Here is a 24,002-nt window from a genome sequence, read left to right on the forward strand (position 1 = left end):
TAAAATCAAAACACCACGTTCATCATCGTTAGTGACACGATGAGGAAGAGAATCGTCATGATCCCACCGCTCTTGAGAAAATCCACAACCTTGTAGCCTGCAGGCCCCATGATCAGCGCGTTCACCTGATGCGTTGGAATGAGGAAGCTGTTCGACGTGGAGATAGCCACCGTAAGCGCAAAGATCGCGGGATCACCTCCAGCGGCCACGGCAATGGAAACAGCGAGAGGAACCAAGAGGACCGTTGCACCAACGTTGGACATCACCAGTGTGAAACCCGTTGCCAAGACCGCAATGCCCGCCTGCAGGCCCCAAATCGGCCAGCCGTCTAGAAGCTCCAAGATTTCCTGAGCGATCCACGTGGCAGTTCCCGTGTTCTGCACCGCTTGCCCCAACGGAATCAAACTGGCGAGGAGGAACACAGTTGGCCAGCTAACCGCTTCATAGGCTTCGTCAATGCGCAGCACATTCGACGCGATCATACCGCAAGCGCCGACCAGCAAAGCCAAAGACAAACGCAGGTCGGTGAAGAGGATGAGGCCGAGCGTAATTGCAAAGAACAGCAAGGCCCATGCCACTTTGTTCGGGCGCAGGTCTTCCATCGGGAAATCACTCGTCACCACCACGAAATCGCGATCTTTCGTCAAACGGGCCAGACGATCCCATGCTGTGAAAGCCACGAGCGTGTCCCCTGCCCTGAGCGGTTCGTTGCTTATGTCTGTGACAGCATGATCCTCAGTCTCAACGAGGCTCAGCGTATCCCCGCCCCGATGAATGGCAAGCAGACCTAGGCCATATGTCTTACGCATCACAACGTCACGTGCGGTTTTATCAATGAGATCGGAGTCAGGTGGGATGACGACCTCTGCCACACCTGCGACGGTCGGCGCGTAGGCTTCCGCAAATATGTCGAGCTCGGGCAGAACTTCCAAGCCATAGTCCTCAGCGATGGCCTGGATCACCTTGCGCCTACCCATGATGGCAAGGCGGCATGGGTCTTGGACTGTGGTCGAGGTTACAGGTGAAAAGAACCTTTGGCCCTTGTGATACGATCCCAGAATGTAGAGGTTGTGAGCGACCATGATGTCTTCGAAAGTTTGACCCCGCAGGATTGAGCCTTCGGGAACGATGACCTCAACAAGATCAGACTTAAGGCCGTAGATCTTCTTAAGGTAATCTCTTACCGATTGACCACTGCTCCCCTCATCCTTGCCTCTATTCGGCAGAACCCAACGCCCGAGAAGCATGAAATAGAGGATACCGGTGAAAACCAAGCAGATGCCCACTGGTGTGACAGAGAACAACGAAAACGGTTCCATCTGACTGTCCTCGGGAAGCATATCGTTGGAACTGATGATCAAGTCGTTAAGCAAGATCAGCGGCGAAGACCCAACCATCGTCATCGTACCGCCAAGGATCGCGCAAAACCCCATTGGCATCAAAAGTCGGCTGAGCGGTATCTCGGTTCGCACAGAAATCCGGCTGACCACTGGGAGGAACAAAGCGGCCGCGCCCACATTCTGCATGAAGCTCGAGATGACACCCACGGTTCCAGAGATGATCGGAATGATCCTCACTTCGGTTGTTCCGCCGAATTTGAGAATGGCAGCCGCTACCTTGCTCATTAGGCCTGTTTTGTCCAACCCCGCCCCAATGATCATTACAGCGATAATCGATATCACCGCGTTACTGGCAAACCCGTCAAAGAGATGCTGAACATCTGCAAGGTTGCTAAGCCCTGGCAACTGGCTGAGAACGCCGAGCAAAACCATCACAAGGATCGCGGCAAAGTCGATCCGGACAATCTCTGACACAAAGAGGAACACCGTAAAGGCCAGCAGCCCAAGCACGACGGTCATTTCAAATGTCAGTGTGATTGGTTCCAATCTCGAATCCCCTCTCGTCTTTGTACCGTTGTGATCGTTTCTTACACAACCGATAGAGCGTCGTAGCGCGCCAGTATTGACTGTTCATAATACCAGCTAGACATGCGGCTGAAACGCTTCATACTCAGGCCGAGTAAATCACTATTTTCTTAGGGGGCCACATGAAAACGACATCATTCATCTCAATTGTCTTCGCACTATCCGCAACATCGGCATTGGCTGGTGGACATTGCGCAGCTGGCAAAACGCTGACCGAAGGCAAACTGACAATTGCAACAGGCAATCCGGCTTACTATCCGTGGGTAATGGACGACAGCCCTGAGAGTGGCGAAGGATTTGAGGCTGCTGTTGCCTATGCTGTGGCCGCCGAAATGGGTTTTGCAGCGGATGACGTGGTCTGGGTTCGGTCGTCATTTGATGAAGCCATCCAACCGGGCGCTAAGAACTTCGATATGAACATGCAGCAATATTCCATCACGCCAGAGCGTGACGAAGTTGTTGATTTCTCGGCCCCCTACTATTCGGCACCGATGGCAGTATTGGTCGTTGGTGAAGGCAAGAATGCGGAAGCAACGCTGGAAGGATTGAAGGGCCTCCTTTGGGGTGCTGTTGGAACAACAACCGCTGTTCCAATGCTGACAGACCTTATTCAGCCGGACAGTGATCCGCTCCTATATGGCGACAACGCGGACGTTACCGCTGCGATGCAGGCCGGTCAGATCGACGCGGCTTTGTTTGATCTACCGACTGCTCTTTTCCTGAGCGCAGTTATGATCGAAGGGTCGTCCATCTTGGGCCAATTCCCAGCAGACCGCTCGGACAATCCAGATCAGTTCGGCATGCTTATGGAAGATGGCAACCCGCTGAAGGCCTGCGTTGACGAAGCACTTGCCGCACTGACAGACAGTGGCGCATTGGCCGAGATCGAAGCGAAGTGGCTGCAGGACACCACTGGCGTGCCATTGATCGACTAAGATGGCGGACCAAAGCGCGGCGGGGCGCACCCGCCGCCAAATCTACGAAGACCGGCTCCGACGCCGATCCCTAATTATTGCGGGTAGCAGCACAACAATCGTTGTGCTGGCTGTCTTATTTTTGGTGCCCATGGCGCCCGGTTGGGAAAAGGTTCAGAAGAGCTTTTTCAATTGGGACGTTTTCGCAAAGACCTTTCCCGGATTGCTTGAGGCCTTCATGCTGGATGTCGCAATCTTTGCGTGGTGTGCGCCTCTGATTGCCATCCTCGGGTTACTCGTGGCCCTTGCCCGAGATGTCCGCAGCCCTGCACTCTTTCCGCTTCGGATATTGGGCGCCGCATACACTGATATTTTTCGCGGCGTTCCAGTCATTCTGACGGTTTACCTGATCGGATTTGGCATTCCGGGTTTGGGTTTGCCGCGGCCATGGAATTCGCCCTACATTTGGGGCTCGCTAGCGTTGATCCTGACGTATTCCGCTTATGTGGCAGAGATTTTCCGGTCCGGCATTGAATCGGTACATCAAAGCCAACGGTCTGCGGCTGAGTCACTAGGGCTCAGCGAGTCTGACACGATACGGTTCGTTATTCTGCCACAAGCGATACGCCGCGTAATCCCTGCCCAGATGAACATGCTGATCGCACTACAAAAGGATGTCGCCCTCCTCAGCTTCATCGGGCCCGTCGAAATTTTCCGGCAGGCTGGTGTCTACAAATCCTTGTTGGCGAACTTTACGCCCTATGTGGGTGCCGCCGTCATCTTCCTCGCCGTCACCATTCCGGCAACGCGCTACGCTGATTATTTGTTGGCCAAACAGAACCGGGAACGCAGTTGATGACGAAACTCTCGCTCCGCGATGTCGTAAAACGGTTTGGCTCGAATACCGTTTGCGATGGCATCAGTTTGGATGTTGCAGAGGGTGAGATGGTTTGCCTGATTGGCGCGTCCGGGGCTGGAAAATCGACGCTACTGCGCTGCATCAATTTGCTCGAGCCGATTGAAGACGGAGAGATCTTCCTTGATGGCGAGGACATCTCCATCCCCGGGCTAGACCCTATGCCTGTTCGGCGGCGGATCGGCATGGTGTTCCAAAGCTACAATCTGTTCCCGCACATGACCGCGATTGAGAATGTCATGCTGGCACCCCGTCGCGTCTACAAGAAGTCCCGACAGGAGTTGCGGCCAGAGGTTGAGGCTTTGTTCGAGAAATTCGGCCTTGCGGACCGTATGGAACATTATCCCGACCAGCTTTCAGGCGGCCAGCAGCAGCGCGTGGCGATCGTTCGTGCTTTGGCGATGAAGCCTGAAGTGATGCTGTTTGATGAGATCACTGCAGCACTTGATCCGCAACTGGTGGGAGAAGTTCTTGAGGTGCTGCGCCTTCTGAAGGACAGCGGCATGACAATGATGCTGGCGACGCACGAGATGGGGTTTGCCCGAGAAGCGGCAGACAAAGTGTGCTTCCTGAAAGATGGACGCATCGTGGAAGAAGGCCCTCCGAGCGTCCTTTTCGAAAATCCAACCGACCCACAAACAAGAGAGTTCTTGGCGCGGGTGCTTTAGGAGCTAATGAGCAGCCTCCCAAAGCACTCCGTCCAAAGCAATCCCTAATGGCTCACGTGAACACGCGTTGAAGTTTACGCTGACGGCATATCCGTTGTCGTAATAGGCGAAATATGACCCCTGATCGGGTGCGCGGGTACCGCATAGCGCGCCGAAGTGCCAAAAGATGTTATGCGGCGAACGAAGACGGAAGTATGTACCAACTCCGTAGTACCATCCCCGCTCTGGGTTGCGGTAGTTTGGCAAGCGCAAGAGGTTCGGAGCGATATCGCCAGCTGGATCGTAGGCGGACATGACGAAGCTCAAATAGTCTTCGGCAGATGCTGACCACCCTCCAAAGGCGGCAAGACCGATCCAATCGTCATCAAACTTTGCGGTTTCACCTGTGCCGTCGGGAAAGACTCTTGATGCGCAGGTGGCGACATTGTCGGTTTCCGTCAGCGCTTCCAGCAAAGCTCCAAGAAGTGCATATGACCCATTATTATAGAAATGGGTGCCGTTCCGACCCTGCAGCCCGCGCGATTGAAGCGCTTGCTTGGATAGTCCGATGTTGCGTGTATCACCGTAGCGATAGCTTCGATTGAAATCGCCTTGCGTCAGGTCTGGCTCCAAACCAGCCGTCATCGTCATCAATTGACCAAGCGTTGCGTCGGAAAGTGTGTTGGGTATCTAAATATTAACTTTAGAGAATTCACCCTGCAGATCTGCTAGCGTAGTCTCGAAACTGTAATTCGTTTCGGCGAGCACATCTGACAAGCAGACAGCGGTGATCGCTTTCGAAAGAGACATGATCGGGTAGCCAACATCGCTTTGCCGATTGATCCCGTCGGTTGCTATGATCTCTCCGGATTTGCCAACTGCGATAGATGTTTCAGTGATCCCGTATTCATCCGCCCATGCGCGCCAACTGTCCAAAATTGCATCTGACGTCTCATCAGCGATTGCAGGCGCTGCGAAAGCGATAGAAATGGCAAGAAGTGCATGCCTCATAACAAAAATCCTTAAATCGAATATCGCTGATCATTATGCGACAAGGCGATTTTGGCAACAACTTAGCCCAAATCGACCAACGGCTTGGCTTTGATGGCTAGCAGCTTTTGAAAAGAAAGCGTAACCAGCCTGCATGATCTATTCGTCTGCTTCTGATTGGCGCAACGCCCCGCAAAAACGCGTCCTTGTGTTCGCGATGTCCGGTCTTGGGAAAACCCATATCTCTAAGATGCTGCGCGACAATGGTGATTGGTTCCACTACTCCATCGATTACCGCATTGGCACGCGCTATATGGGTGAACGGATTGCCGATAATGCCAAACGTGAGGCGATGAAGGTCCCATTTCTCCGCGATCTGCTGAAATCTAACTCGATCTATATCGGCTCAAATATTTCCTTCGACGATCTTAAGCCGATGTCGTCCTACCTTGGAAAGCCGGGCGATCCCGACAAGGGCGGGCTCTTGTGGGATGAATACACGCGCCGTCAGGATCAATTCCAAGCGTCTGAGATTGCAGCCCTTCATGACACCGGCCATTTCATTGATCGCGCAAACGATTTGTATGGCTATCCGCATTTCATCTGCGATACAGGCGGATCGATCTGTGAATGGGTTGACGTGAATAACCCCGATGACCCGATCATGGCGGATCTGTCCGAAAAGACCTTAATGATTTGGATTGAGGGTACTGAGGAACACACAGAAGAGTTGATCCGTCGTTTCGACAAAGAGCCAAAGCCAATGTCATACGACCCAACATTCCTTTTAGAGTGTTGGACACGCTATTTAGACGAGCATGGCGTTGCCCCTGAAAAGGTTGATCCGGATCATTTCATCCGTTGGACCTATGCGTCCGCTTTGGCCCATAGACAGCCGCGTTATAAAGCGATGGCCGATCGGTGGGGCTTAACCATAACAGCGGCGAAGATCACAACAGTGCGATCAGCTGACGATTTCATCGACGTTGTCGCCGAAGTGCTTGAGATGCGTGGCTGAGCCACCTATCTCTTGACCTCCAACCAAACTGGATAAAACCAATGCCTATCAAACTCCCAAGTGCCCTTCCCGCCTTTGACGTGCTGTCGCGCGAAGGTGTGATGGTGATGGGAGAGGATACAGCATCACGTCAAGATATCCGCCCGTTGCGGATTGCCTTGCTGAACCTGATGCCCAAGAAGATCGACACCGAAAACCAGTTTGCTCGTTTGATCGGTGCGACGCCGCTGCAGATCGAACTGACCTTGCTGCGGATGTCAGAGCACAAAACCAAGAACACTGCCGCCGCGCATATGGCTGAGTTTTATCAGCCGTTTCAGGACGTAAAAGATCAGAAGTTCGACGGTTTGATCATCACGGGTGCCCCGATTGAACATTTAGAGTTCACCGATGTGACCTACTGGGACGAACTTCGCGAAGTCATGGAGTGGACCCAGACCAACGTGCATTCAACCTTTGGTGTCTGCTGGGGTGGGATGGCGATGATCAATTACTTCCATGGCGTGAAAAAGCATATGCTGGAGGCAAAAGCGTTTGGTTGCTTTCGTCATGTGAACACTGCACCCAATTCGCCTTATTTGCGCGGTTTTTCCGACGATTGCGTTATTCCGGTGAGCCGCTGGACTGAGATGAAACAGGATGAGATTGATGCCGCTGGTTTGCAAACCTTGCTGACAAGCGACGAGGTGGGCCCCGCGCTCGTCGAAGATAAAGATCATTGTGCGCTCTATATTTTCAACCATTTCGAATATGACAGCGGTACGTTGAAGGGCGAATATGATCGGGATATCGCGAATGGGACACCGATAAATGTTCCCGTGAACTATTACCCTGAAAATGACCCAGCGGAACAACCGATGAACCGGTGGCGGAGCCACGCGCACCTCCTATATGGTAATTGGATTAACGAGATTTATCAGTCGACACATTACAACATCGATGAGATTGGCACGTAGAACATTTACCATAGCCGCTGCAGCCATCGCAGCAGGAGCCGCCTTTACCGCGGTGAGAGGCAATGCACGCGTACAATCCGCTGAAACTCAGTTCCCGCCCATCGGTGAATTTGTGGGAGTTGACGGACGACGTATTCACTACGTTCAGGAAGGTGCTGGGCCTGATTTGGTGCTGTTGCATGGTGCCGGCGGTAACGTGCGTGAATTCACCTTTGATCTTGTCGGCCGGCTGTCCGATCAGTTTCGCGTCACGGTCTTTGATCGTCCGGGTATGGGGTATTCGGACCGTGTTCCGGGCTTAGACAACAAGGCATTTGCGACCGAGGGCGATAGCCCGGTTGCACAGGCTGAAATGTTGCGCAAAGCATCTGAAATTCTGGGTCTCGAGGCCCCCATCGTTGCGGGTCACAGCTTTGGCGGCATCGTATCGATGGCTTGGGCCAACCTAGCGCTGGATAGTGAAAGCCCAGCCAACCCTTCTGCTATTGTCTCGCTTGCGGGTGTGCTCATGCCTTGGCCCGGTGAGTTGGGCCAATATTACCGCGTGAATGGCAGTGCGCTCGGCGGTGTCACCACAATTCCTATCATTTCCGCATTTGCCTCTGATCAGCGTATTTCGGATGCAATCGACGGGATATTCAAGCCTCAGCCCGTGCCGGAGGGGTATGCGGATTACGTAGGCGGTGCCCTTACACTTCGACCGTCGCAGTTCCGTGCAAATGTACGACAAGTGAACACACTTCGCCCGCATGTGGTTGAAATGTCCAAACGGTATCCTGAGTTGGAGTTACCGATTGAGATCGTGCATGGAACGCTTGATGCAACTGTGCCGATCAACGTGCATCCTTATGAGCTTCGCAAAATCGTCGCTTCTGCAAATTTGACTGAATTGCAAGGGGTTGGGCACATGCCGCACCATGCAGACCCAGATGCAACGGTCGCTGCAATTGAACGTGCGGCAATGCGGGCCGGATTGCGCTAGGCCGCGCCAAACCCCATATTAAAGCGAAGTCAGGAGGCGTCATGGACAAACCATTTGATGGCGGAATCAGCCGCTTTTTCAACGAATCCGCACCAGCCGAGTTGCGCGAGGCAATTGAGACTGCGAAGAAAGGCGACATTCTTAACCCTGATTACCCCTATGATGAGCGTTGGGGTCGGAAAGAGTACGAAGTTTCTTTGGCCAACTTGCAGATCGAATTGGTAAAGCTTCAGGCTTCAGTCAGGGAACGCGGAGACCGGATCGTGGTTGTCTTTGAAGGACGGGATGCCGCCGGAAAAGGAGGCGCAATCAAAAGGTTCCGCGAGAATCTTAATCCTCGTCAAGCGCGTGTGGTTGCTTTATCCAAGCCCACTGATCGTCAATCGACCCAATGGTACTTCCAACGCTACATTAAACATCTCCCCTCAGCGGGCGAGATCGTCTTCTTTGACCGCAGTTGGTACAATCGCGGCGTCGTCGAACATGTGTTTGAGTTTTGCACACTGGATCAACGTGCCCATTGGTTCAATCAGGTGTCGGACTTTGAAAACCTGCTAACGGATGACGGCATACAGCTCTTTAAGATCTGGCTCAACGTGGGGCGTGCGACGCAACTTCAACGCTTTTTGGAACGTGAAACAGACCCGCTAAAGCATTGGAAACTTAGTTGGATCGACGTTGAGGGCTTGAATAGATGGGACGCTTACACAGATGCGATCCGTGAAACACTTGATCGCTCTCACAGCACACATGCGCCTTGGACAATCGTTCGCTCCGATGACAAGCGACGCGCCCGCGTGAATGCCATACGAAGTGTTTTGAGCGCTGTTGACTATGACCTCAAAGACAAAAAGGCCATTGGAGACATTGATCCCTTGGTAGCGGGCGGACCGGACATCTGGGATGCCTAAACGCGGCTATCATCACGGAAATCTGCGCGAAGCGCTGGTCGAGGCTTGTCTCAAACTGATCGAGGCAAAAGGTCCTACTGGCTTCACTTTGTCCGAAGCCTCTCGCGAGGCCGGTGTAACACCGGCTGCAGTCTATAGACACTTTGAAGGCCGTGAAGACCTCATCGCTGAGGCCGCGCGTCAAGGTTACGAGATTTTTGCCGATCTAATGGAGTATGCTTATTCAAAGGGTCAACCGTCGGCCTTGGCTGCGTTTGAGGCGACGGGACGCGCTTATCTGGCGTTTGCCCAAAAATACCCAGGCCACTACATCGCCATGTTTGAGTCGGGCATTTCCATTAACCGGACGCCAGAGTTGAATGCAGTCGCGACCAGAGCTTTGGGCGTGTTGGAGAAAGCGGCAATTGACCTGAGCCAGCATATTCCGGAAGAAAAGCGCCCGCCCCCTCAGATGTTCTCTGCCCATATCTGGGCGATGAGCCACGGGGTCGTCGAACTTTTTGCTCGCGGGTCGCCGGGGACAAAAAGCCCCTACCCGCCAGAAGATTTGTTAGAGACCGGCATCGGAGTGTATCTTCGTGGCCTCGGTTTGGTTGCACCCGATAAATAGGCATATTCCGCTTAATGGTTGCTTGCTAAACAGCCCATTAGGTTGATTCTGAAAATTCTTAGGATGGTGCGGTATGGAAGGTTGGTTGGCAGGTGTATTTGCCGTGTTCGGCTTCACCGACATGTATCTCAACGATTGCCAAACAAGCTGCCTTGCCTATTCCGAAGATCAAGCGCGCTGGCATGTGCAATTGGGTGGAACAGAATTCAACAACCGCTGGATCGGCGAAGAAATCCTGATCGGTTATGACTTTGGCCGAAAGTACGGCCCTTTCCAACCTATTGCTTCAGCGTCTGTAACTGATACCGGTGACGCTTGGGTCGGCGCCGGCTTGAAATGGACGAGCGAGCACCTGTTGGACGCGCCGATCTATTTCGAAACCTACGCCATGCCTGGCCTCTATGCCGCTGGTGACGGCCCCGATATTGGCGGCTTCATTCAATTTCGAGGCTCCATCGGGTTTGGTTATGAGTTTCACAACGGCGTCCGCGCTGTCGTGGCCTATGACCACCGTTCCAACGCTCACATTTGGGAAACCAATCCCGGGTTAGAGACCCTCCACCTTCGGCTCTCGGTCCCAATCCGGTAGGCTTACGCGTCAAGACCTTCCAGGGCTGATTGGAAAAGCTTCGCGTTTTCTACGATTAAGTCACTGTCTTTGCCGCCGATTAGCAGCCAACTATGCGACCCCGTATCAAACGATGCGCTCCGCATCTTTGACATGGAGCCGACGCCGATTTCGGATACAGCCGTTCCGCTGTCCCTCGGCAGTCCGCAGAGCGCGACAGGAATGCCGTTATCCGTACGAAAGACGATCTGTGCCAATGGAACCCCGTCGACTTGCAAGACTTGCGTTCGCACATGGGTCAATCCATTTGCCAGCTCTGGAACGGTTTCCAATCCAGCAAGGCCGATTTCTTGCCCTGCCACGGTCGTTTGCTCTGCCAACTCCTCTGACGAAAACTGAGTCGCTGAGACGGTGCTCTCACCATATAGAGCTTGATAATTCGCAACCTGAACACGCCAATCTGCGGCATCAGGTGAAGGCGGCATGAGAGCCGTTGCAACAACTGCGCCTAACACGGCCGCAGCGACCAAAGGTAAGAACCTTGCCAATGAACCTGCACGTGCCTCGGGATCGATAGCGGGCAAATCCACAGCGCTTTCTGCCGGGCCTTTCAAACGTGAAAATGCATCGCTTACCGGCGCGCTCAAAGGATCAAGTCTCATCAAACGATCCTCAAGATCGCTATCTTCCGCTAATTCCGTTTCGATTGACGCTGCAAGCTCTTCCGATGCCGTGCCATCAAGGAATGCGATCAGATCTTCATCGGTATAGGTCATCTCATCTTTTTCCCTGTTGAACAGTCCCATCGGACTGCAACCACTTTAATTTCTGCCGTGCAGCTGACAATCGGCTCATGATCGTCCCGATTGGGACGCTAAGTATCTGAGCTGCCTCCGAATATCGATAGCCTTCGGCATAGACAAGAAAGACCGCCTCGCGTTGAGCTTCGGGGAGCAGCATCACCTGCGTAAACACTTCAGCAGCGAAAATATTCGTTTCGGCATCGGGTGCGAGCGACGCAAGCGCCTCTTCCGAGACTGAGTCTATGTCTTGGGCCTTTCTGACCCGCTCGGCGCGAAGTTGGTTCAGCCAAATGGAACGACAGATCGTGGCGCACCACGCTCTAAAGTTGCCACCACGCTCAAACTGCGTGCGTTTTTCAATCGCTCAAAGACAGGTCGCTTGCGTCAGGTCATCCGCGTCGGGTTGGTTACGCGTCAAGGCGATCGCAAAGCGCCAAATCGATGGAATTGCGTCTTCAAGTGCGCTGTTCAGCTCTGTTGGCGAGAAATATTTGTCAGCCATCGAATAAGTTCACGTCCTTGGGTGTTTCCATCTCATACAGCGCAACGCGTGCGCCCGGTTAAACAACAACAGGAAGGACCTAACAAATGAATTTTAAGTCAACCATTGCTGCAGTCGCCCTAACCACTCTGCCAACATTCGCGGCGGCTTGGGATCTTGACCCCGCTGAGTCTGTCGTCTCATTCGGGTTGATCAAGAACGATTTCATCGGAGAAGCCCATACGTTCTCTGGCCTCAGTGGAACGGTCGATAATGATGGCAACGTCGACGTCGCAATTGATCTAACGACCTTGGACACCAATATAGACATCAGAAACGAGCGCATGGCTGAACATGTGTTCCGCGGCCTTGCGACAGCTGAAATATCCGCTGAGGTCGACTTGGACGAAATCAAAAAGCTCCGCCCAGGCGAGAGTACCCAGATGGAAATCGAAGCAACACTGAACCTGCTTGGAAATGATGTCGATGTTTATCTAGACGCCTACATTCTGCGCGTGGCACCCAATCGCGTGATGGTCAGCACAAATACGGCTGGTTATCTGTCTACTGAAGAGCTGGGCGTCGATGAAGGTGTTGATGTCCTGCAAGGGCTGGAGAACCTTGATAGCATCACGCGGGTGACACCAATCACCTTGCACTTGATGTTTGAAAGGTAGCGCCCGCACAAACGAAAAGGGCGGCCTCAAGGACCGCCCTTCCGTAACTCTTGCAAAGCAGATTAACGCTTGGAGAACTGGAAACTCTTACGTGCTTTTGCTTTACCGTATTTCTTACGCTCAACAACGCGGCTGTCGCGTGTGAGAAAGCCAGCGGCTTTCAAAGATGGGCGCAAGGACGGATCGTAAAGCTGCAGCGCTTTAGAGATACCGTGCTTCACCGCACCAGCCTGACCAGACAAACCGCCGCCTTTGACAGTTGCCATAACGTCGAACTGGTCGACAACGCCGGCAACTTGGAATGGCTGGCGCAGGATCATCTGCAAAACTGGACGAGCAAAATAAACAGGCATGTCTTTGCCGTTCACAGTGACCTTGCCGGAACCTGGCTTGATCCAAACACGAGCAATCGCGTCTTTCCGCTTACCGGTCGCATAAGAACGACCGAGTCCGTCGCGAACTGGTTCGCGGTTGATGACAGTTTCGACCACTGCTTCAGGTGCTTCGACACCCTCAGCGACCTGGCCCAGCTCTTCGAGTGAGTTGACTTGATCGGCCATTATGCAGTCCTCGTATTCTTTTTGTTCATGGAAGCAACGTCCAGAACTTCAGGCTTCTGCGCGTCCATGCCATGTTCGGCACCAGCGAAAACGCGAAGGTGTGTCATTTGCTGGCGGGACAGCTTGCCGCCGGGCAGCATACGCTGAACAGCTTTCATAACTACGCGCTCTGGGTGATCTCCTTCGAGGATCTCAGCCTTAGTGCGGGACTTGATGCCGCCTGGGTGGCCCGTGTGCCAGTAGTAACGCTCATCACGCTTGTTGCCGGTCATCTGGACCTTCTCAGCGTTGATGACGATGATGTTGTCGCCCATATCCATATGTGGTGTGAAGGACGGCTTGTGCTTGCCGCGCAAGCGCATCGCGATGATCGAAGCAAGACGGCCCAGAACGATGCCTTCGGCGTCGATCACGTACCATTTCTTGTCGATATCCGCGGGAGTAGCGGTAAAGGTTTTCATATCGGTCTCGAGTGTTGAGGGGCGCGTACGCCCTGTCATTCAGATTGAGGCGTTATATAGCTGCGGAATTACCAGTCAACAGCGTTCTCCCATGAAATTCTGTGCAAAAACAGAGCATTGTAAATTAGGTATTATTTTACCCCATAAATTTCGGGTAAATTTGGTCGAAGCAACAGCGTTAATAGAACAATTGGTCGCCAAATCGAAGTTAGTGGTAAAAATTACAAACGCTTTGCAATAATCAATTGAGTTCTCGGCCCTTCTTGCACAACTATAAGTCTACATGTCAGATTCATTTTAGCTCTATGCGCATTTCATTTTGCGTATATCTATTTCACTGCTCGCGAAGCGCATCAATAGTTCTGAGCAAAGGGAGAAAATCTATGACCGAAGCAACCGAGGGCACCGGCCGCAATGATGTTGAACGTCAGTTTCAAGTCGTCAGAGATGATATCGTCGAACTGAGCCGACTTTTACGCGAGATTGGCGAAACAAAAGCCGTGGCGCAGCGCGATGCAGCTATTGCCGAAGCGGAAACAGTTCTAAACCGTTCGAAGGAAATCCTCGAAGAGGGCCGAGAACGCGCCCGTCAGTCCACACAATCCATCGAAGACCAGATTAAAGAGAAACCCCTTCAAGCGGCGGCCGTCGCGCTTGGAGTTGGCTTCCTCGTTGGTCTGATAACGCGGCGATGAACGTACAGATGCTCGAAGATCTTATGAAAGCATTCGTCGCGTCGCAATTTGGTGACGTAAAGAAACGGACCGCAGGCGTCGCATTAGAGGTCGTTGCCTTTAGTTTCATCGGTCTCGCCATCGCGTTCTTAGCGTTAAGTTGTTTTCTATGGCTTTCGACATTTATGGAGATGTGGCTTGCCGCTTTGACTGTCTCTGCCTTGGTCTTTGGTATCTCTGGCGTCTTGATACTTGTCGGAAGGTCGATGATGCAGCGCAAAACGATCCAGCAAGAAAGCGACATCACCTCAGCAATCGAAGCGCTAACATCACTCACATCTGGTAAAGTGAAAGCGGACGGCGAAAATCCAACCCCAGAGGAGACAAATGCGACGATCTTCGGTGTCGCTCTTGCAGCTGGTGTGATCCTTGGGCGAGCCTTTAAACGTTAATGGATCGGCAAGGCTAAGTTGACTTCGGTGGGATCGAATAGGTTAACGATGCGCGAGCGACGGGCCGATCATCCCCTTCGCTGTAAACTAACACATCTCCTACAGCCAAGGCGCGACCGAGCTTCAAGATACGCGTTTCGGCTAGAAGGTCCGCCCCGGCCACAGGTTTGCGCATAAAGTCGATGCTACAATTCGTCGTCACGGCCAGGGCGACAGGACCAATGCGCGCCAGTATGGCGAGATATACACCCACATCGACCAAGCCGAACATGGATGGGCCAGAGACCGTTCCACCTGGCCTTAGGTGTCTTTGAGATGTCACCAAACGCACGGTTAAAAGCTCTTCATCCAGGCGCTCTATCTCAAAATCATCGCAGACCTGTGGAAATTCCGCTTTCAGAAACGCTTTCAAAGCGTCGGCGTCCATTTTAAGTGTCATATGAGCCTCTTGGTTTGAGGCAGATGATCACGAAAGGTCCGGCAATGACAATCCTAATCCGCGAAGACATTGGCGCCGTCGCGAAATTGACCTTGAATAGCCCCGAACGCTTGAACGCTTTGTCGGATGAGATGTTGGCGGTGTTGACGTCGATGTTGGATACGCTCTCGTCGGACGCTTCGGTGAAAGCTGTGATCATAGCCGGTTCGGGCAAAGCATTTTGCGCTGGGCATGATCTGAAACAAATGCAAGCGAAACGCGCTGACGACGATGGCGGAGCGGCGGCGTTCAAAGACCTTTTCGACCGCTGTGCGACAATGATGGGCAAGATCCAATCCCTGCCCCAACCCGTGATCGCTCAAGTTCACGGGATCGCAACAGCTGCAGGATGCCAGCTCGTTGCGACCTGCGATTTGGCTGTTGCTGCCGAGGGCACGCGCTTTGGCGTAAACGGTGTCAATATTGGGCTCTTTTGTTCGACGCCGATGGTCGCCCTGACCCGCAACATCGGACGCAAAGCGGCGTTTGAAATGCTGACCACTGGGCGCTTCATCGAAACGGAAGAAGCGCAGCGATTGGGCTTGATCAATCGACATGTGCCGGCGGACGATCTTGCCGAAGCGACTTTGGAACTGGCCCAAGCCATTGCAGGAAAGCTTGGCAGCGCCGTCCGCCATGGTAAAGGCGCCTTTTATGAGCAGGCTGAAATGACCACGCAAGATGCCTATGCGTTCACTGGCGACGTCATGGTCCGCAACATGGCAGATGACGACACCGACGAAGGCATCAATGCCTTCTTAGAGAAACGCCCGCCTAACTGGGAGTAACGTGCTCTTTCATCTTGGCCCATGAACTCCCCCGAAGGGTCGACCGACCAGATACATTAAAGCCCGTAAATCCCGCCGAACTTGGTCTCAAGATAATCCAACAACGGCCCTTCGCTCGGCTCCTGACGGGACGCCTGAGCGATAACCTCAACCGGTTTCATCAACCCGCCGTACTGTTGAACGTTTTCGCGGAGCCATGTTGTCGCCGGTTCAGTGTTCCCTCGTGCCAGATGGTCATCAAGGTCCACAATATCCTCCCGCAAGGCAGCATGCAAACAGCCCGCATAAACGTTGCCTAGAGAATAGGTTGGGAAGTATCCGAACAGGCCTTCCGACCAATGCACGTCCTGCAGAACGCCATTTGATGGCTTTTCAACCGCAAAGCCGAAATCCGAAAGGAAGCGGTCGTTCCAAGCAGCCTCAAGATCGGCCACCGTCAAATCACCTGCGATCAAAGCGCGTTCCAAATCAAAACGTAGCATGACGTGCAGGTTATATTGCACTTCATCAGCTTCAGTCCGAATGAACCCGTCAGAGACACGGTTCACGCAGGCATAGAACGCGTCCTCATCCGAAATTCCAAAGTCACCAAATTGATCACGCATCTGACCGTAAAGCCACCCTGTGAACGCGCGGCTGCGGCCAAGCTGATTTTCATAAATCCGGCTTTGGCTTTCGTGGACACCCATCGACACACCGCCGCCGAGCGGCGTCAATAAGTGATCAGAGTTGATGTTTTGTTCGTAGCACGCGTGACCAACCTCATGGATGGTCGAATAGAAGCAATTGAACGGATCATCAGCACTGGTGCGCGTGGTGATCCGAACGTCCAAACCAGACCCGCTGGAGAAGGGATGCACCGCTTTGTCGATGCGACCATTTTCGGTGTTGTAGCCAAAAGCTTGCGCGAGTTTCTGCGACAGAGCCAACTGTCCGGCCTCATCGAAGGTTTGGTTCAGTTGCGCTGGTGCCGACTTGTCCAATACAGCGGCGCGTAAAGCAACAAGACGTGGTCGCAAGGCATCGAACATTCCGGCAATTTGGGCTCCGGTTGCCTCCGGCTCATAGCTGTCAAGCAGCGCGTCATAAGCGTCACCGCCGTCACCAACAGCTGCAGCCTCTTCTCTGCGCAGCTTGAGAACTTTTTCCAGCATCGGCAAAAACGATGCCACATCTTCGTCGGCACGGGCCTGCGCCCATACGAGATGCGCCAAAGATGTCGTCTTGGCCAATTCTTCGGCTAAATCGGACGGCATCCGCATGGTCCGATCATAGTCTTTCTGGATGTGGTAGAGGTTAGCCTTGGCGACGTCATCGGTAGCCTCAGCCTTCGCCAACCATTCCCCAACCTGCGGGTTCGTGCGCCGCGCATGAAGTACGCTTGCCATGGCGGCGTGTTCTTCCGCCCGTTGCGGCGTCGCGCCTTCCGGCATCATCGTTTCTTGGTCCCAACCCAGTCGCCCAGCAACCTGCGACAAAGCTTGGGTCTGGCGTTCATAAGCCATTAGGTCATCATAGGCACTCATCAGGCGGCTCCTGCTATTTTTTCGGGGATTGGATAGCGGCTCATAAATCGTGCACGTAGGATCAACACCCACAAAACGATGGCTCCGATCTGATGGACGATCGCAATGTTCCATGGCGCATAATACATGACCGTCACGATACCGATGACCATTTGTAGGAACATCATCGCGAGCACGAGATTGAAACTGAACCGGATCGAGGTGTTGGCGCTTTTGCTGGCCATCCGCCAAACAACGACCGCGTAGATGAACAGGAGATACCCCGCCATTCGGTGCATGAATTGAACCAACCCAGCATCTTCAAAAAAGTTTCGCCAGACAGGTGTTAGGCCAAAGGGTTCGGGTGGAAAGAACCCACCTGCCATCAACGGCCAATCTGGATAAGCCCTGCCCGCATCAATCCCCGCGACCAGAGCGCCAAGCAGGATTTGCAGAAAGGCAAAATGCATCAAACCCGTCGACATCGACCACATCTTTGCATCGCCGCTTCGACGCGCTTGCAGTAAATCTGCCTCTCGTCGAGACAGCTGCATGATGTACCAAGCGATAAATCCGAAGATAACAAAGGCCAGTCCAAGGTGGATCGCCAAACGATAGGATGCCACATCAAGCATCCCAGGTTTGAGGCCGGACGATACCATCCACCAACCGATCGCCCCTTGAAGACCTCCAAGGGCACCGATGAACAAGAGTTTCTGGGTCCACCCGGTCGGGATTTGTCGCCGTATTGCAAAATAGGCAAAGCCTATGGCCCACACGAGGCCAATCACACGGCCCAGCTGCCGGTGGCCCCATTCCCACCAATAGATGACTTTGAATTCCTCCATCGTCATCCCGATATTTTGTTCGGTGTATTCGGGGATTTGCTTGTATTTCTCGAACTCTAGATCCCACGCCTCTGCCGACATCGGCGGCAAGGCCCCGGTTACTGGCTTCCATTCCGTGATCGACAAACCGCTATCTGTCAGACGTGTCAGCCCACCGACGACGATCATCACAGCCACCAACCCAAACAGAACAAATAACCAAGCGCGAATAGCGCCACGAGCACCCTGCCCGCCACGATCAATCGCCCCCGGCGTTGCCACCTGTTTTTCGGTGGTGCCGACGTCTTCAAAAATGGAACGCGGTTTGTCTGCCATTGGGGCCTCCTGTCTTGGGCGGCAAACTATGGTGCCAGACCAGACAGGACAAGGTGGTGCGGCAAAACTACCGTTTTAGTCGATAAATTCATCGCTCCGCAGGCCGGCGCGTTCGTAATGAATAGGCAGCACGCGCCCGTAGAGTTGCTTACAGCGCTCTGGGGTTGCCACCATGTCGGGTTGATCCACCCAAGAAAAGATTGCCACATAGCGCGGCGTTGGCCCCGATAGTGGGGTGACACGATGAAGCGAATATCGCCCCCGGAAAATCTGTAAATCACCTGGTTCGAGGTGAAGTGTTTTGACCAGATCAGAAGACCCATCGAGCACACGCGCAACTTCAGCGAAGTTTTCATCGCCCTTGCGAACATTGGGGGCATATTCGAATGCGCCGCCATCATCCGCATTTTGAAGCGCGAGAGTGACCGTAAAGTTATTGGTGTCAAAATGCCAAGGGAAGCCATTGCCCTCTTCCGCCGCATTCACGATCACATCTGCCAAGGGGTCGGCGTATGGAAAAAACGCATCTTCTTGCAGGCAGTTTTTGACGAAACCGGAGAAGACAACGTTTTCATAGAGGCTGCGTAGTGGCCCTTCGGGTGGGAAATTATCGGCAGGCACAAAGCAATTGGAACGATCAAAGAACTGCCGTCGAGGGTGGTCGTGAGGTAAACAGGGATCGTCTTGCGTGAAATATGCGTTTGTACGGCCCGTCGATTTATGACCTTTATGGGCAACGCTATCCGCCTCTTTCAACATCGATGCCAATCCAACTTTGCTCGCGAAACCTTTCAGGACGGCGCACCCATCATCGGCTAAGTCTGCTTGCACCTGTTTTACGAGCGCGGCACGATTTTCGCCTTCCTCAAAAATTGGAAAGCGATCCATATTGATAAGGTGTTGCGCATCCATGATTGATCCTCCCGCTATAGGGATGATCAAACATTGCATAAGAGTTGGTCTTGTCTGAAAACGACAGATGCGCCGGTCGTTAAGTTTCAGGTTGAGGCGGGATCAGCACAAGTTTCCCAACATGCTTCTTTTCCAAAAAGCCCTTTTGCGCCTGAACAATCTCGGACAAAGGATATTTGCCTGCGAGGAACGGCCTAATCTCGCTTCTTTCGATGTAGGAAATGAGGTTCGGAAACACTGGTTCGTCCCAAGCCGTTGACCCGATCAACTGGATGTCTTTGAGGTACATGTCTCTCATATCGAGCGACACAATTGGCCCTGCGATTGCACCCGACGTCACGAACCGCCCGCCTCGTTTCAGCACCTTTAGCATGTTCGGAAAACCTGTGCCACCGACGTTGTCAACGACCACATCAACGGATTGCTCGCCAAGCGCCGCAACCACATCTTCGTTACGGTCGAGGAGATGATAGGCCCCGAGCGATCGCAACTGATTGTGTTTCGAAGCCCCCGAAATCGCTGTGACCTTAGCACCCCGCCTAAGGGCAAGTTGGACGGTGGCACTGCCGACACCGCCGGAGGCACCGGCCACCAACACATGTTCGCCGGCTTTCACGTTGGCGCGGTGTAGCATGTTCTCAGAGGTGCCATAGGCGCAGGGAATAGCGGCAAGCTCAGCGTCTGACCAATCGACATCGACGGCAAAGGCTTCGGACGCAGGAACCACGACGTATTCGGCGAAGGCTCCGTCAAAGTCAGATGCCATCCAGATGTTGTCCATCGTGTCGTAACCATTGGGGCGCATACAGGCTCGTACAATGACACGCTCACCGATCCTGGAGGCATCAACGCCCTCTCCAACGGCTGCAACTCGTCCGCAGCAATCGGTGCCTTGGATGAATGGGAACGGTGTTGCTTCGTTCCAGCCGCCATCAGCCTTTTGTTCGCTTTTTTCGGATTGCTCATCAGAGGTGGCGTCTGTGCTTTCTGTCACGGAGGATGAATACCATCCGAGCCGCGTATTGATTTCTGTGTTGTTTACGCCCGCCGCTAGGACACGCAGCAATACCTCACCGGCTTTGGGTTGAGGAATTGGAACCGCGCGATACTCCAGCTTGTCAAAGCCACCATTGCCTGTGGTGACAACTGCCATCATTGTCTTGTCGTGTCCTGAAGTGTCGAACCGATCCATCATTCATCCCCCCGCTCTTTCCAACGTACCATCTGGCGCAAAACCCCGTGCAGCATTTGCACATCCGCCCGCGTCAATGGCATCCGGCTCCATAGGTTACGTAGGTTGATCTTCATATTTGCTGCTTTGGCTTCAGGGTAAAAGAAACCCGCATCCTGCATCCGTGTTTCATAGTGATCCGCGAGCTTTTCAATCTCGATCTGTTCGGCCCAATCGCCTTCCATGCTGACGGTCTGGGGAACGACCTCTTCAGTCGCTCGTCGCCATTCGTATCCCATGAGGAGGACGCACTGGGCTAGATTTAAGCTGGGAAAATCAGGGTTCACAGGCACCGTCACAATCGCATTCGCGCGGGAAATATCATCGTTCTCCATCCCCGCCCGCTCCGGACCAAACATCACTGCAACCTTCTGGCCTTTCGCGATGCGCTGCGCTGCGTCTTGCATCGCGGCCTCTGGCGAGAAAACCGGTTTGGTCAATTCACGAGGACGAGCCGTGGTCGCATAGACATAAACGCAGTCGCCAATTGCATCAGCGGTGCTGTCAAACAGCTGTGCGTAGTCCAACACTCGACCCGCGCCCGAAGCCATTGCGACCGCCTTTTGGTTAGGCCACCCGTCGCGCGGGCTGGTGATCCGCATCCGGTCGAGGCCGAAATTCAACATGGCACGCGCCGCCGCACCGATGTTTTCGCCCATCTGAGGGCGGATCAAAACGAATGCGGGCTGAGGTGCGGCGCTGGGCATGGGCGTTCCTTTACAAGATCGCGGCGTGATACGCTGAGCTTGTAGGCAAGGCAAGGATTGGAAAATTCACTGCCGTTGCCGAGCCGACTAAGGCACGAGATTGCTAAACCCCATAGCCAAGAGCCGAAAACATCGCTAAAACGCGCGATGTTTGAAGACCTTAGGGGGATTGGCATGACAGACGCCGCCGAACAGCCACAGATCTATCTGATCACCCCGTCGGACTTTGATCTTTCCACCTACCCAACGACGCTCGCCCGTTGTCTTGATGCGACGCCTGTGGCTTGTGTCCGCTTAATTCTTGGTACGAATGAAGAAGACAAGGTGATCCGTGCGGCGGACGCCCTTCGCGAAGTCACACAGGCCCGTGACGTTGCCTTGGTAATCGACACACATGTGCAAATGGTGGAACGTCTGGGGCTTGACGGTGTTCACCTTTCGGATGGGGCTCGATCTGTCTTGAAGGTCCGCAAGGAACTTGGGGACGATGCAATCGTTGGGGCCTACTGCGGCAACTCAAGCCACGACGGTATGACAGCCGGTGAGCTTGGTGCGGATTACATCGCCTTTGGCCCAACTGGTGAGTCAGCTTTGGGTGGCGGAGACCTTGCGCCGCTTGATCTATTTCAGTGGTGGTCGCAGATGATCGAAGTGCCGGTCGTTGCCGAAGGTGCCTTGACCGATCAGCTGATCTCAGAATTTTCCCCGTTCACCGATTTCTTCGGCATTGGCGATGAAATCTGGACCTCGGACAACCCCGAAAGCAGACTCTTGGATTTTGTGGCCGCTATGGCTTAGCCGTCAAGGCATCCCGCACTTGAGTTTCGAGTTCTTTCGCCATTACCTTTCTATCGGCATAACCCGTTCGAACGACTGGCGGATGAAAGACGACTTCGATTGAACCCTGTTTGAGCGTACCGAGCACTGACCAGAGGTGTGGCCCCATGTCCATGTCGCCCCACCATCCGTAGAACCGCTGATCCCGACCTTCCGGTGCCGCATAGTTCAAAGTCACAGCTTGAAGCTTCATGCCATCAAACTCCTTGCCAAAAAACGCTGCGAATAACGTCGGCTTAAATGGAAGAACTTGAAGTCCGTCAGTTGAAGTGCCTTCCGGAAAGAAGAGCAGTTTATGCCCTTCCCTTAGTCGATCTTCAAAAAGTTTGACTTGGTGATGCGCCTCTTTCCTGTCTCGCACGACGAAGACCGTCCCGGTCGCTCGCGCGAGCCATCCGATGCCGGGCCATCCCGCAACCTCTAACTTTGAAACAAAATAAAGCCGCGTGGCGGCGTTGAGCGCGAATATATCCAGCCAACTTGAGTGATTGGCCACCAAGGCCCCAGAGCTAACAATAGGCTGGCCCGTGATGCGGTATCGTATGCCAAGAATGAGGAGCGCGGTTCTACAGACGCCTTGAGTAATCCATGGCGTAACCGGACGTTTGGAACCAAAAACTGGGCGCTCCAAAAGCCGCAAAAAAAGCAGGACCAATAGGCCTGCTACGATCAGAGTGAGAAGCAAAGCTCCGCGCAAGATCGCGACGACCGCTCCCCGCGCGCCGACTGGCGGTCTTGGCGGAATATCATCCGAATACCACGTACTGCTCATCTCGGCGCCTTCGCATAAAGCGATCGTTGGCGATCATCCATTTCGGCAACATCTACAATCATGCACACGTCGGTTGTATTGAACGCCTTGTCTTCAAAGGCCCCATCTCCAATCGTTCCCCCAAGCCGCAAGTAAGCTTTGATCAGCGATGGCATGTTTGCCATGGCCTTGCGGCGGTCAAGGGCATCACGCGACTTTCTATTGAATTCTGCAGGATCTTTTGAGGAAGGTCTCATAGGCATCGGTGCCAGATGATTTTGATGCAAGAGGGTCAGACTTTCGGCGTGTTCATTGGCGTCCGCGCCATGAAAGGATGCGACGCCAAATAGTACCTCAAAGTCATTGCTCCGAATGTGCTCAGCAAGAGCTTGCCACAAATGCATAAGCGCCATACCGCCCCGATAGTCGGGATGGACGCAACTGCGGCCAAGCTCGAGTATGCGACGATCGGAAGAAACCAACGGGCTTAGGTCATATTCATTTGCAGATGAAAAACCTCCAGCACTTTCAGCCTGCCTTTTGTCCATCAAACGATAGACACCCACAACGCGATCGTTTTCGCATCGCGATTCATCCACCAAAATTAAATGATCCGCGTGCTCATCAAACCGATCTATTTCCTTTGAGGCATCTGTTGGGAGCGCTCCTAGCTCTCTGACAAACACATCGTGTCTTAAGCGCTGGGCCGCGGCCAAATGCGCATCATTTGACGCAAAGAATGCACGGAAATTTGGGGTATCGGACACAATTCCGCCTTTGGACCGTCTCAACAAGCTGTTTGTTAGGTAGATGTTAACCAGTCTTCTGACAATCAGTCATATCTCTGTCTTGACCCAATGCGTTACACAACCTTAAGGTGTGCTAAGCTAGGTCTACCAATTCGAGGACGACCCTATGACCGTCGATCACCACTTTTCCAGCGTCTTGGAAGTTGACGGTAATCCGACCCGCAATGTTCGACTGTACCTGCCCCAAGCCCCAATCTGGTTGGGCGGGATGTCGGACCAGCGAACCGGGTGTCAAAATCGAATTCAGTTCATTCATAACGTTCCAACCGAGACCTA

At 53.4% G+C, this 24,002-nt stretch carries 31 protein-coding genes; 14 read left to right on the plus strand and 17 right to left on the minus strand.

Annotated features, from left to right (window positions below):
- Positions 1-5 precede the first annotated feature (5 nt).
- The gene (locus BUA85_RS03425) at positions 6-1,859 is read right to left on the minus strand and encodes an SLC13 family permease (protein ID WP_423219899.1); all 1,854 of its coding nucleotides are present in this window, start codon (positions 1,857-1,859) and stop codon (positions 6-8) included.
- Positions 1,860-2,047: 188 nt separating this feature from the next.
- Here BUA85_RS03425 and BUA85_RS03430 point away from each other — a divergent pair, with 188 nt between their 5' ends.
- From BUA85_RS03430 to BUA85_RS03440, 3 genes are read left to right on the plus strand one after another with little or no spacing between them, the layout of a single operon-like run.
- Positions 2,048-2,860, plus strand: a complete 813-nt coding sequence (locus tag BUA85_RS03430; protein WP_072899316.1) for an ABC transporter substrate-binding protein — start codon at positions 2,048-2,050, stop codon at positions 2,858-2,860.
- A 1-nt stretch (position 2,861) separates the two neighbouring features.
- Positions 2,862-3,695 (plus strand): amino acid ABC transporter permease, encoded by an 834-nt coding sequence (locus BUA85_RS03435; protein ID WP_072899318.1) that lies wholly within the window; start codon positions 2,862-2,864, stop codon positions 3,693-3,695.
- A complete protein-coding gene (locus BUA85_RS03440) occupies positions 3,695-4,423 on the plus strand; it encodes an amino acid ABC transporter ATP-binding protein (RefSeq protein ID WP_072899320.1) in 729 nt (242 codons plus the stop codon). The genes BUA85_RS03435 and BUA85_RS03440 overlap by 1 nt, the downstream gene beginning before the upstream one ends.
- Before the next feature lie 3 nt (positions 4,424-4,426).
- Here the strand turns inward: BUA85_RS03440 and BUA85_RS03445 are convergent, their stop codons facing one another.
- On the minus strand, positions 4,427-5,092 hold the full coding sequence (locus BUA85_RS03445; RefSeq protein WP_278246401.1) for a serine hydrolase: 666 nt from the start codon (positions 5,090-5,092) through the stop codon (positions 4,427-4,429).
- Positions 5,093-5,413: a hypothetical protein gene (locus BUA85_RS03450; RefSeq protein ID WP_072899324.1), complete on the minus strand. Its 321-nt coding sequence runs from the start codon at positions 5,411-5,413 to the stop codon at positions 5,093-5,095. It lies immediately after the preceding gene.
- Positions 5,414-5,546: 133 nt separating this feature from the next.
- Between BUA85_RS03450 and BUA85_RS03455 the strand changes: the two genes are divergently transcribed.
- The 6 genes from BUA85_RS03455 to BUA85_RS03480 all read left to right on the plus strand — a co-directional run bounded on the left by BUA85_RS03455 (position 5,547) and on the right by BUA85_RS03480 (position 10,458).
- Positions 5,547-6,410, plus strand: coding sequence for an ATPase (locus BUA85_RS03455; RefSeq protein WP_072899326.1), 864 nt, complete (start codon positions 5,547-5,549; stop codon positions 6,408-6,410).
- 41 nt (positions 6,411-6,451) lie between these two features.
- Positions 6,452-7,366, plus strand: coding sequence for a homoserine O-acetyltransferase MetA (gene metA / locus BUA85_RS03460; RefSeq protein WP_072899328.1), 915 nt, complete (start codon positions 6,452-6,454; stop codon positions 7,364-7,366).
- A complete protein-coding gene (locus tag BUA85_RS03465; RefSeq protein WP_072899330.1) occupies positions 7,350-8,348 on the plus strand; it encodes an alpha/beta fold hydrolase in 999 nt (332 codons plus the stop codon). The genes metA and BUA85_RS03465 overlap by 17 nt, the downstream gene beginning before the upstream one ends.
- A gap of 41 nt (positions 8,349-8,389) precedes the next feature.
- Positions 8,390-9,259, plus strand: a complete 870-nt coding sequence (ppk2, locus tag BUA85_RS03470) for a polyphosphate kinase 2 (protein ID WP_072899332.1) — start codon at positions 8,390-8,392, stop codon at positions 9,257-9,259.
- A complete protein-coding gene (locus BUA85_RS03475) occupies positions 9,252-9,869 on the plus strand; it encodes a TetR/AcrR family transcriptional regulator (RefSeq protein ID WP_072899335.1) in 618 nt (205 codons plus the stop codon). The genes ppk2 and BUA85_RS03475 overlap by 8 nt, the downstream gene beginning before the upstream one ends.
- A 73-nt stretch (positions 9,870-9,942) precedes the next feature.
- A complete protein-coding gene (locus tag BUA85_RS03480; protein ID WP_072899337.1) occupies positions 9,943-10,458 on the plus strand; it encodes an acyloxyacyl hydrolase in 516 nt (171 codons plus the stop codon).
- 2 nt (positions 10,459-10,460) lie between these two features.
- On the opposite strand, the gene BUA85_RS03485 is transcribed toward BUA85_RS03480, so the two are convergent.
- Genes BUA85_RS03485 through BUA85_RS16890 form a run of 3 tightly spaced genes read right to left on the minus strand, consistent with a single transcriptional unit; the run spans position 10,461 to position 11,742 of the window.
- The gene (locus BUA85_RS03485) at positions 10,461-11,213 is read right to left on the minus strand and encodes an anti-sigma factor (protein ID WP_072899339.1); all 753 of its coding nucleotides are present in this window, start codon (positions 11,211-11,213) and stop codon (positions 10,461-10,463) included.
- A 1-nt stretch (position 11,214) separates the two neighbouring features.
- Positions 11,215-11,601: an RNA polymerase sigma factor gene (locus tag BUA85_RS17085; RefSeq protein ID WP_423219900.1), complete on the minus strand. Its 387-nt coding sequence runs from the start codon at positions 11,599-11,601 to the stop codon at positions 11,215-11,217.
- Positions 11,602-11,604: 3 nt separating this feature from the next.
- On the minus strand, positions 11,605-11,742 hold the full coding sequence (locus BUA85_RS16890) for a hypothetical protein (protein WP_242648980.1): 138 nt from the start codon (positions 11,740-11,742) through the stop codon (positions 11,605-11,607).
- A gap of 86 nt (positions 11,743-11,828) precedes the next feature.
- Between BUA85_RS16890 and BUA85_RS03495 the strand changes: the two genes are divergently transcribed.
- The gene (locus BUA85_RS03495) at positions 11,829-12,398 is read left to right on the plus strand and encodes a YceI family protein (RefSeq protein ID WP_072899341.1); all 570 of its coding nucleotides are present in this window, start codon (positions 11,829-11,831) and stop codon (positions 12,396-12,398) included.
- A 62-nt stretch (positions 12,399-12,460) separates the two neighbouring features.
- Here BUA85_RS03495 and rpsI read toward each other — a convergent pair whose 3' ends face one another.
- Positions 12,461-12,958 (minus strand): 30S ribosomal protein S9, encoded by a 498-nt coding sequence (gene rpsI / locus BUA85_RS03500; RefSeq protein WP_072899343.1) that lies wholly within the window; start codon positions 12,956-12,958, stop codon positions 12,461-12,463.
- The gene (gene rplM, locus BUA85_RS03505; RefSeq protein WP_072900392.1) at positions 12,958-13,419 is read right to left on the minus strand and encodes a 50S ribosomal protein L13; all 462 of its coding nucleotides are present in this window, start codon (positions 13,417-13,419) and stop codon (positions 12,958-12,960) included. Before rplM ends, rpsI begins: the two co-directional genes overlap by 1 nt.
- 383 nt (positions 13,420-13,802) lie before the next feature.
- Here rplM and BUA85_RS03510 point away from each other — a divergent pair, with 383 nt between their 5' ends.
- Both BUA85_RS03510 and BUA85_RS03515 read left to right on the plus strand, forming a co-directional pair.
- On the plus strand, positions 13,803-14,114 hold the full coding sequence (locus tag BUA85_RS03510; protein ID WP_072899345.1) for an ElaB/YgaM/YqjD family protein: 312 nt from the start codon (positions 13,803-13,805) through the stop codon (positions 14,112-14,114).
- 8 nt (positions 14,115-14,122) lie between these two features.
- A complete protein-coding gene (locus tag BUA85_RS03515; protein ID WP_165611579.1) occupies positions 14,123-14,545 on the plus strand; it encodes a phage holin family protein in 423 nt (140 codons plus the stop codon).
- Positions 14,546-14,558: 13 nt separating this feature from the next.
- Here the strand turns inward: BUA85_RS03515 and BUA85_RS03520 are convergent, their stop codons facing one another.
- Entirely contained in the window at positions 14,559-14,984 is a 426-nt protein-coding gene (locus BUA85_RS03520; protein WP_072899349.1) for a PaaI family thioesterase, read from the minus strand.
- A gap of 44 nt (positions 14,985-15,028) precedes the next feature.
- Here BUA85_RS03520 and BUA85_RS03525 point away from each other — a divergent pair, with 44 nt between their 5' ends.
- On the plus strand, positions 15,029-15,811 hold the full coding sequence (locus BUA85_RS03525; protein WP_072900393.1) for an enoyl-CoA hydratase: 783 nt from the start codon (positions 15,029-15,031) through the stop codon (positions 15,809-15,811).
- Positions 15,812-15,867: 56 nt separating this feature from the next.
- Here the strand turns inward: BUA85_RS03525 and BUA85_RS03530 are convergent, their stop codons facing one another.
- The 5 genes from BUA85_RS03530 to BUA85_RS03550 form a co-directional block, all read right to left on the minus strand.
- On the minus strand, positions 15,868-17,337 hold the full coding sequence (locus BUA85_RS03530) for a carboxypeptidase M32 (RefSeq protein ID WP_072899351.1): 1,470 nt from the start codon (positions 17,335-17,337) through the stop codon (positions 15,868-15,870).
- Positions 17,337-18,479 carry a heme A synthase gene (gene ctaA / locus BUA85_RS03535; RefSeq protein ID WP_072899357.1) on the minus strand — a complete coding sequence of 381 codons (1,143 nt, stop codon included), beginning with the start codon at positions 18,477-18,479 and terminating at the stop codon, positions 17,337-17,339. The genes BUA85_RS03530 and ctaA overlap by 1 nt, the downstream gene beginning before the upstream one ends.
- A 75-nt stretch (positions 18,480-18,554) precedes the next feature.
- Entirely contained in the window at positions 18,555-19,391 is an 837-nt protein-coding gene (locus BUA85_RS03540) for a HalD/BesD family halogenase (protein ID WP_072899361.1), read from the minus strand.
- 79 nt (positions 19,392-19,470) lie between these two features.
- Positions 19,471-20,586, minus strand: a complete 1,116-nt coding sequence (locus BUA85_RS03545) for an alcohol dehydrogenase family protein (protein WP_242648982.1) — start codon at positions 20,584-20,586, stop codon at positions 19,471-19,473.
- The gene (locus BUA85_RS03550) at positions 20,583-21,329 is read right to left on the minus strand and encodes an RNA methyltransferase (protein WP_072899365.1); all 747 of its coding nucleotides are present in this window, start codon (positions 21,327-21,329) and stop codon (positions 20,583-20,585) included. Before BUA85_RS03550 ends, BUA85_RS03545 begins: the two co-directional genes overlap by 4 nt.
- 174 nt (positions 21,330-21,503) lie before the next feature.
- On the opposite strand from BUA85_RS03550, the gene BUA85_RS03555 reads away from it, so the two are divergent.
- Positions 21,504-22,127, plus strand: coding sequence for a thiamine phosphate synthase (locus BUA85_RS03555; RefSeq protein ID WP_072899367.1), 624 nt, complete (start codon positions 21,504-21,506; stop codon positions 22,125-22,127).
- On the opposite strand, the gene olsA is transcribed toward BUA85_RS03555, so the two are convergent.
- From olsA to BUA85_RS03570, 3 genes are all read right to left on the minus strand, one after another.
- Positions 22,117-22,938 (minus strand): lyso-ornithine lipid O-acyltransferase, encoded by an 822-nt coding sequence (olsA, locus tag BUA85_RS03560; protein ID WP_072899369.1) that lies wholly within the window; start codon positions 22,936-22,938, stop codon positions 22,117-22,119. The genes BUA85_RS03555 and olsA overlap by 11 nt on opposite strands.
- Positions 22,935-23,684 carry a GNAT family N-acetyltransferase gene (locus BUA85_RS03565; RefSeq protein ID WP_072900395.1) on the minus strand — a complete coding sequence of 250 codons (750 nt, stop codon included), beginning with the start codon at positions 23,682-23,684 and terminating at the stop codon, positions 22,935-22,937. Before BUA85_RS03565 ends, olsA begins: the two co-directional genes overlap by 4 nt.
- A gap of 115 nt (positions 23,685-23,799) precedes the next feature.
- On the minus strand, positions 23,800-23,982 hold the full coding sequence (locus BUA85_RS03570; protein ID WP_072899371.1) for a DUF3553 domain-containing protein: 183 nt from the start codon (positions 23,980-23,982) through the stop codon (positions 23,800-23,802).
- Positions 23,983-24,002: the final 20 nt, after the last annotated feature.

The organism is Cognatiyoonia sediminum, from assembly GCF_900129845.1.
In the GTDB taxonomy this organism is placed as follows: domain Bacteria; phylum Pseudomonadota; class Alphaproteobacteria; order Rhodobacterales; family Rhodobacteraceae; genus Cognatiyoonia; species Cognatiyoonia sediminum.

Excerpts from the sequence above, each read along its gene's own strand:
- BUA85_RS03425 (WP_423219899.1), bottom strand. The coding sequence starts at position 1,859 with ATGACCGTCGTGCTTGGGCTGCTGGCCTTTACGGTGTTCCTCTTTGTG.
- BUA85_RS03430 (WP_072899316.1), top strand. The coding sequence starts at position 2,048 with ATGAAAACGACATCATTCATCTCAATTGTCTTCGCACTATCCGCAACA.
- BUA85_RS03435 (WP_072899318.1), top strand. The coding sequence starts at position 2,862 with ATGGCGGACCAAAGCGCGGCGGGGCGCACCCGCCGCCAAATCTACGAA.
- BUA85_RS03440 (WP_072899320.1), top strand. The coding sequence starts at position 3,695 with ATGACGAAACTCTCGCTCCGCGATGTCGTAAAACGGTTTGGCTCGAAT.
- BUA85_RS03450 (WP_072899324.1), bottom strand. The coding sequence starts at position 5,413 with ATGAGGCATGCACTTCTTGCCATTTCTATCGCTTTCGCAGCGCCTGCA.
- BUA85_RS03455 (WP_072899326.1), top strand. The coding sequence starts at position 5,547 with ATGATCTATTCGTCTGCTTCTGATTGGCGCAACGCCCCGCAAAAACGC.
- metA (WP_072899328.1), top strand. The coding sequence starts at position 6,452 with ATGCCTATCAAACTCCCAAGTGCCCTTCCCGCCTTTGACGTGCTGTCG.
- BUA85_RS03465 (WP_072899330.1), top strand. The coding sequence starts at position 7,350 with ATGAGATTGGCACGTAGAACATTTACCATAGCCGCTGCAGCCATCGCA.
- ppk2 (WP_072899332.1), top strand. The coding sequence starts at position 8,390 with ATGGACAAACCATTTGATGGCGGAATCAGCCGCTTTTTCAACGAATCC.
- BUA85_RS03475 (WP_072899335.1), top strand. The coding sequence starts at position 9,252 with ATGCCTAAACGCGGCTATCATCACGGAAATCTGCGCGAAGCGCTGGTC.
- BUA85_RS03480 (WP_072899337.1), top strand. The coding sequence starts at position 9,943 with ATGGAAGGTTGGTTGGCAGGTGTATTTGCCGTGTTCGGCTTCACCGAC.
- BUA85_RS03485 (WP_072899339.1), bottom strand. The coding sequence starts at position 11,213 with ATGACCTATACCGATGAAGATCTGATCGCATTCCTTGATGGCACGGCA.
- BUA85_RS16890 (WP_242648980.1), bottom strand. The coding sequence starts at position 11,742 with ATGGCTGACAAATATTTCTCGCCAACAGAGCTGAACAGCGCACTTGAA.
- BUA85_RS03495 (WP_072899341.1), top strand. The coding sequence starts at position 11,829 with ATGAATTTTAAGTCAACCATTGCTGCAGTCGCCCTAACCACTCTGCCA.
- rpsI (WP_072899343.1), bottom strand. The coding sequence starts at position 12,958 with ATGGCCGATCAAGTCAACTCACTCGAAGAGCTGGGCCAGGTCGCTGAG.
- rplM (WP_072900392.1), bottom strand. The coding sequence starts at position 13,419 with ATGAAAACCTTTACCGCTACTCCCGCGGATATCGACAAGAAATGGTAC.
- BUA85_RS03510 (WP_072899345.1), top strand. The coding sequence starts at position 13,803 with ATGACCGAAGCAACCGAGGGCACCGGCCGCAATGATGTTGAACGTCAG.
- BUA85_RS03515 (WP_165611579.1), top strand. The coding sequence starts at position 14,123 with ATGCTCGAAGATCTTATGAAAGCATTCGTCGCGTCGCAATTTGGTGAC.
- BUA85_RS03520 (WP_072899349.1), bottom strand. The coding sequence starts at position 14,984 with ATGACACTTAAAATGGACGCCGACGCTTTGAAAGCGTTTCTGAAAGCG.
- BUA85_RS03525 (WP_072900393.1), top strand. The coding sequence starts at position 15,029 with ATGACAATCCTAATCCGCGAAGACATTGGCGCCGTCGCGAAATTGACC.
- BUA85_RS03530 (WP_072899351.1), bottom strand. The coding sequence starts at position 17,337 with ATGAGTGCCTATGATGACCTAATGGCTTATGAACGCCAGACCCAAGCT.
- ctaA (WP_072899357.1), bottom strand. The coding sequence starts at position 18,479 with ATGGCAGACAAACCGCGTTCCATTTTTGAAGACGTCGGCACCACCGAA.
- BUA85_RS03540 (WP_072899361.1), bottom strand. The coding sequence starts at position 19,391 with ATGGATGCGCAACACCTTATCAATATGGATCGCTTTCCAATTTTTGAG.
- BUA85_RS03545 (WP_242648982.1), bottom strand. The coding sequence starts at position 20,586 with ATGATGGATCGGTTCGACACTTCAGGACACGACAAGACAATGATGGCA.
- BUA85_RS03550 (WP_072899365.1), bottom strand. The coding sequence starts at position 21,329 with ATGCCCAGCGCCGCACCTCAGCCCGCATTCGTTTTGATCCGCCCTCAG.
- BUA85_RS03555 (WP_072899367.1), top strand. The coding sequence starts at position 21,504 with ATGACAGACGCCGCCGAACAGCCACAGATCTATCTGATCACCCCGTCG.
- olsA (WP_072899369.1), bottom strand. The coding sequence starts at position 22,938 with ATGAGCAGTACGTGGTATTCGGATGATATTCCGCCAAGACCGCCAGTC.
- BUA85_RS03570 (WP_072899371.1), bottom strand. The coding sequence starts at position 23,982 with ATGAATGAACTGAATTCGATTTTGACACCCGGTTCGCTGGTCCGACAT.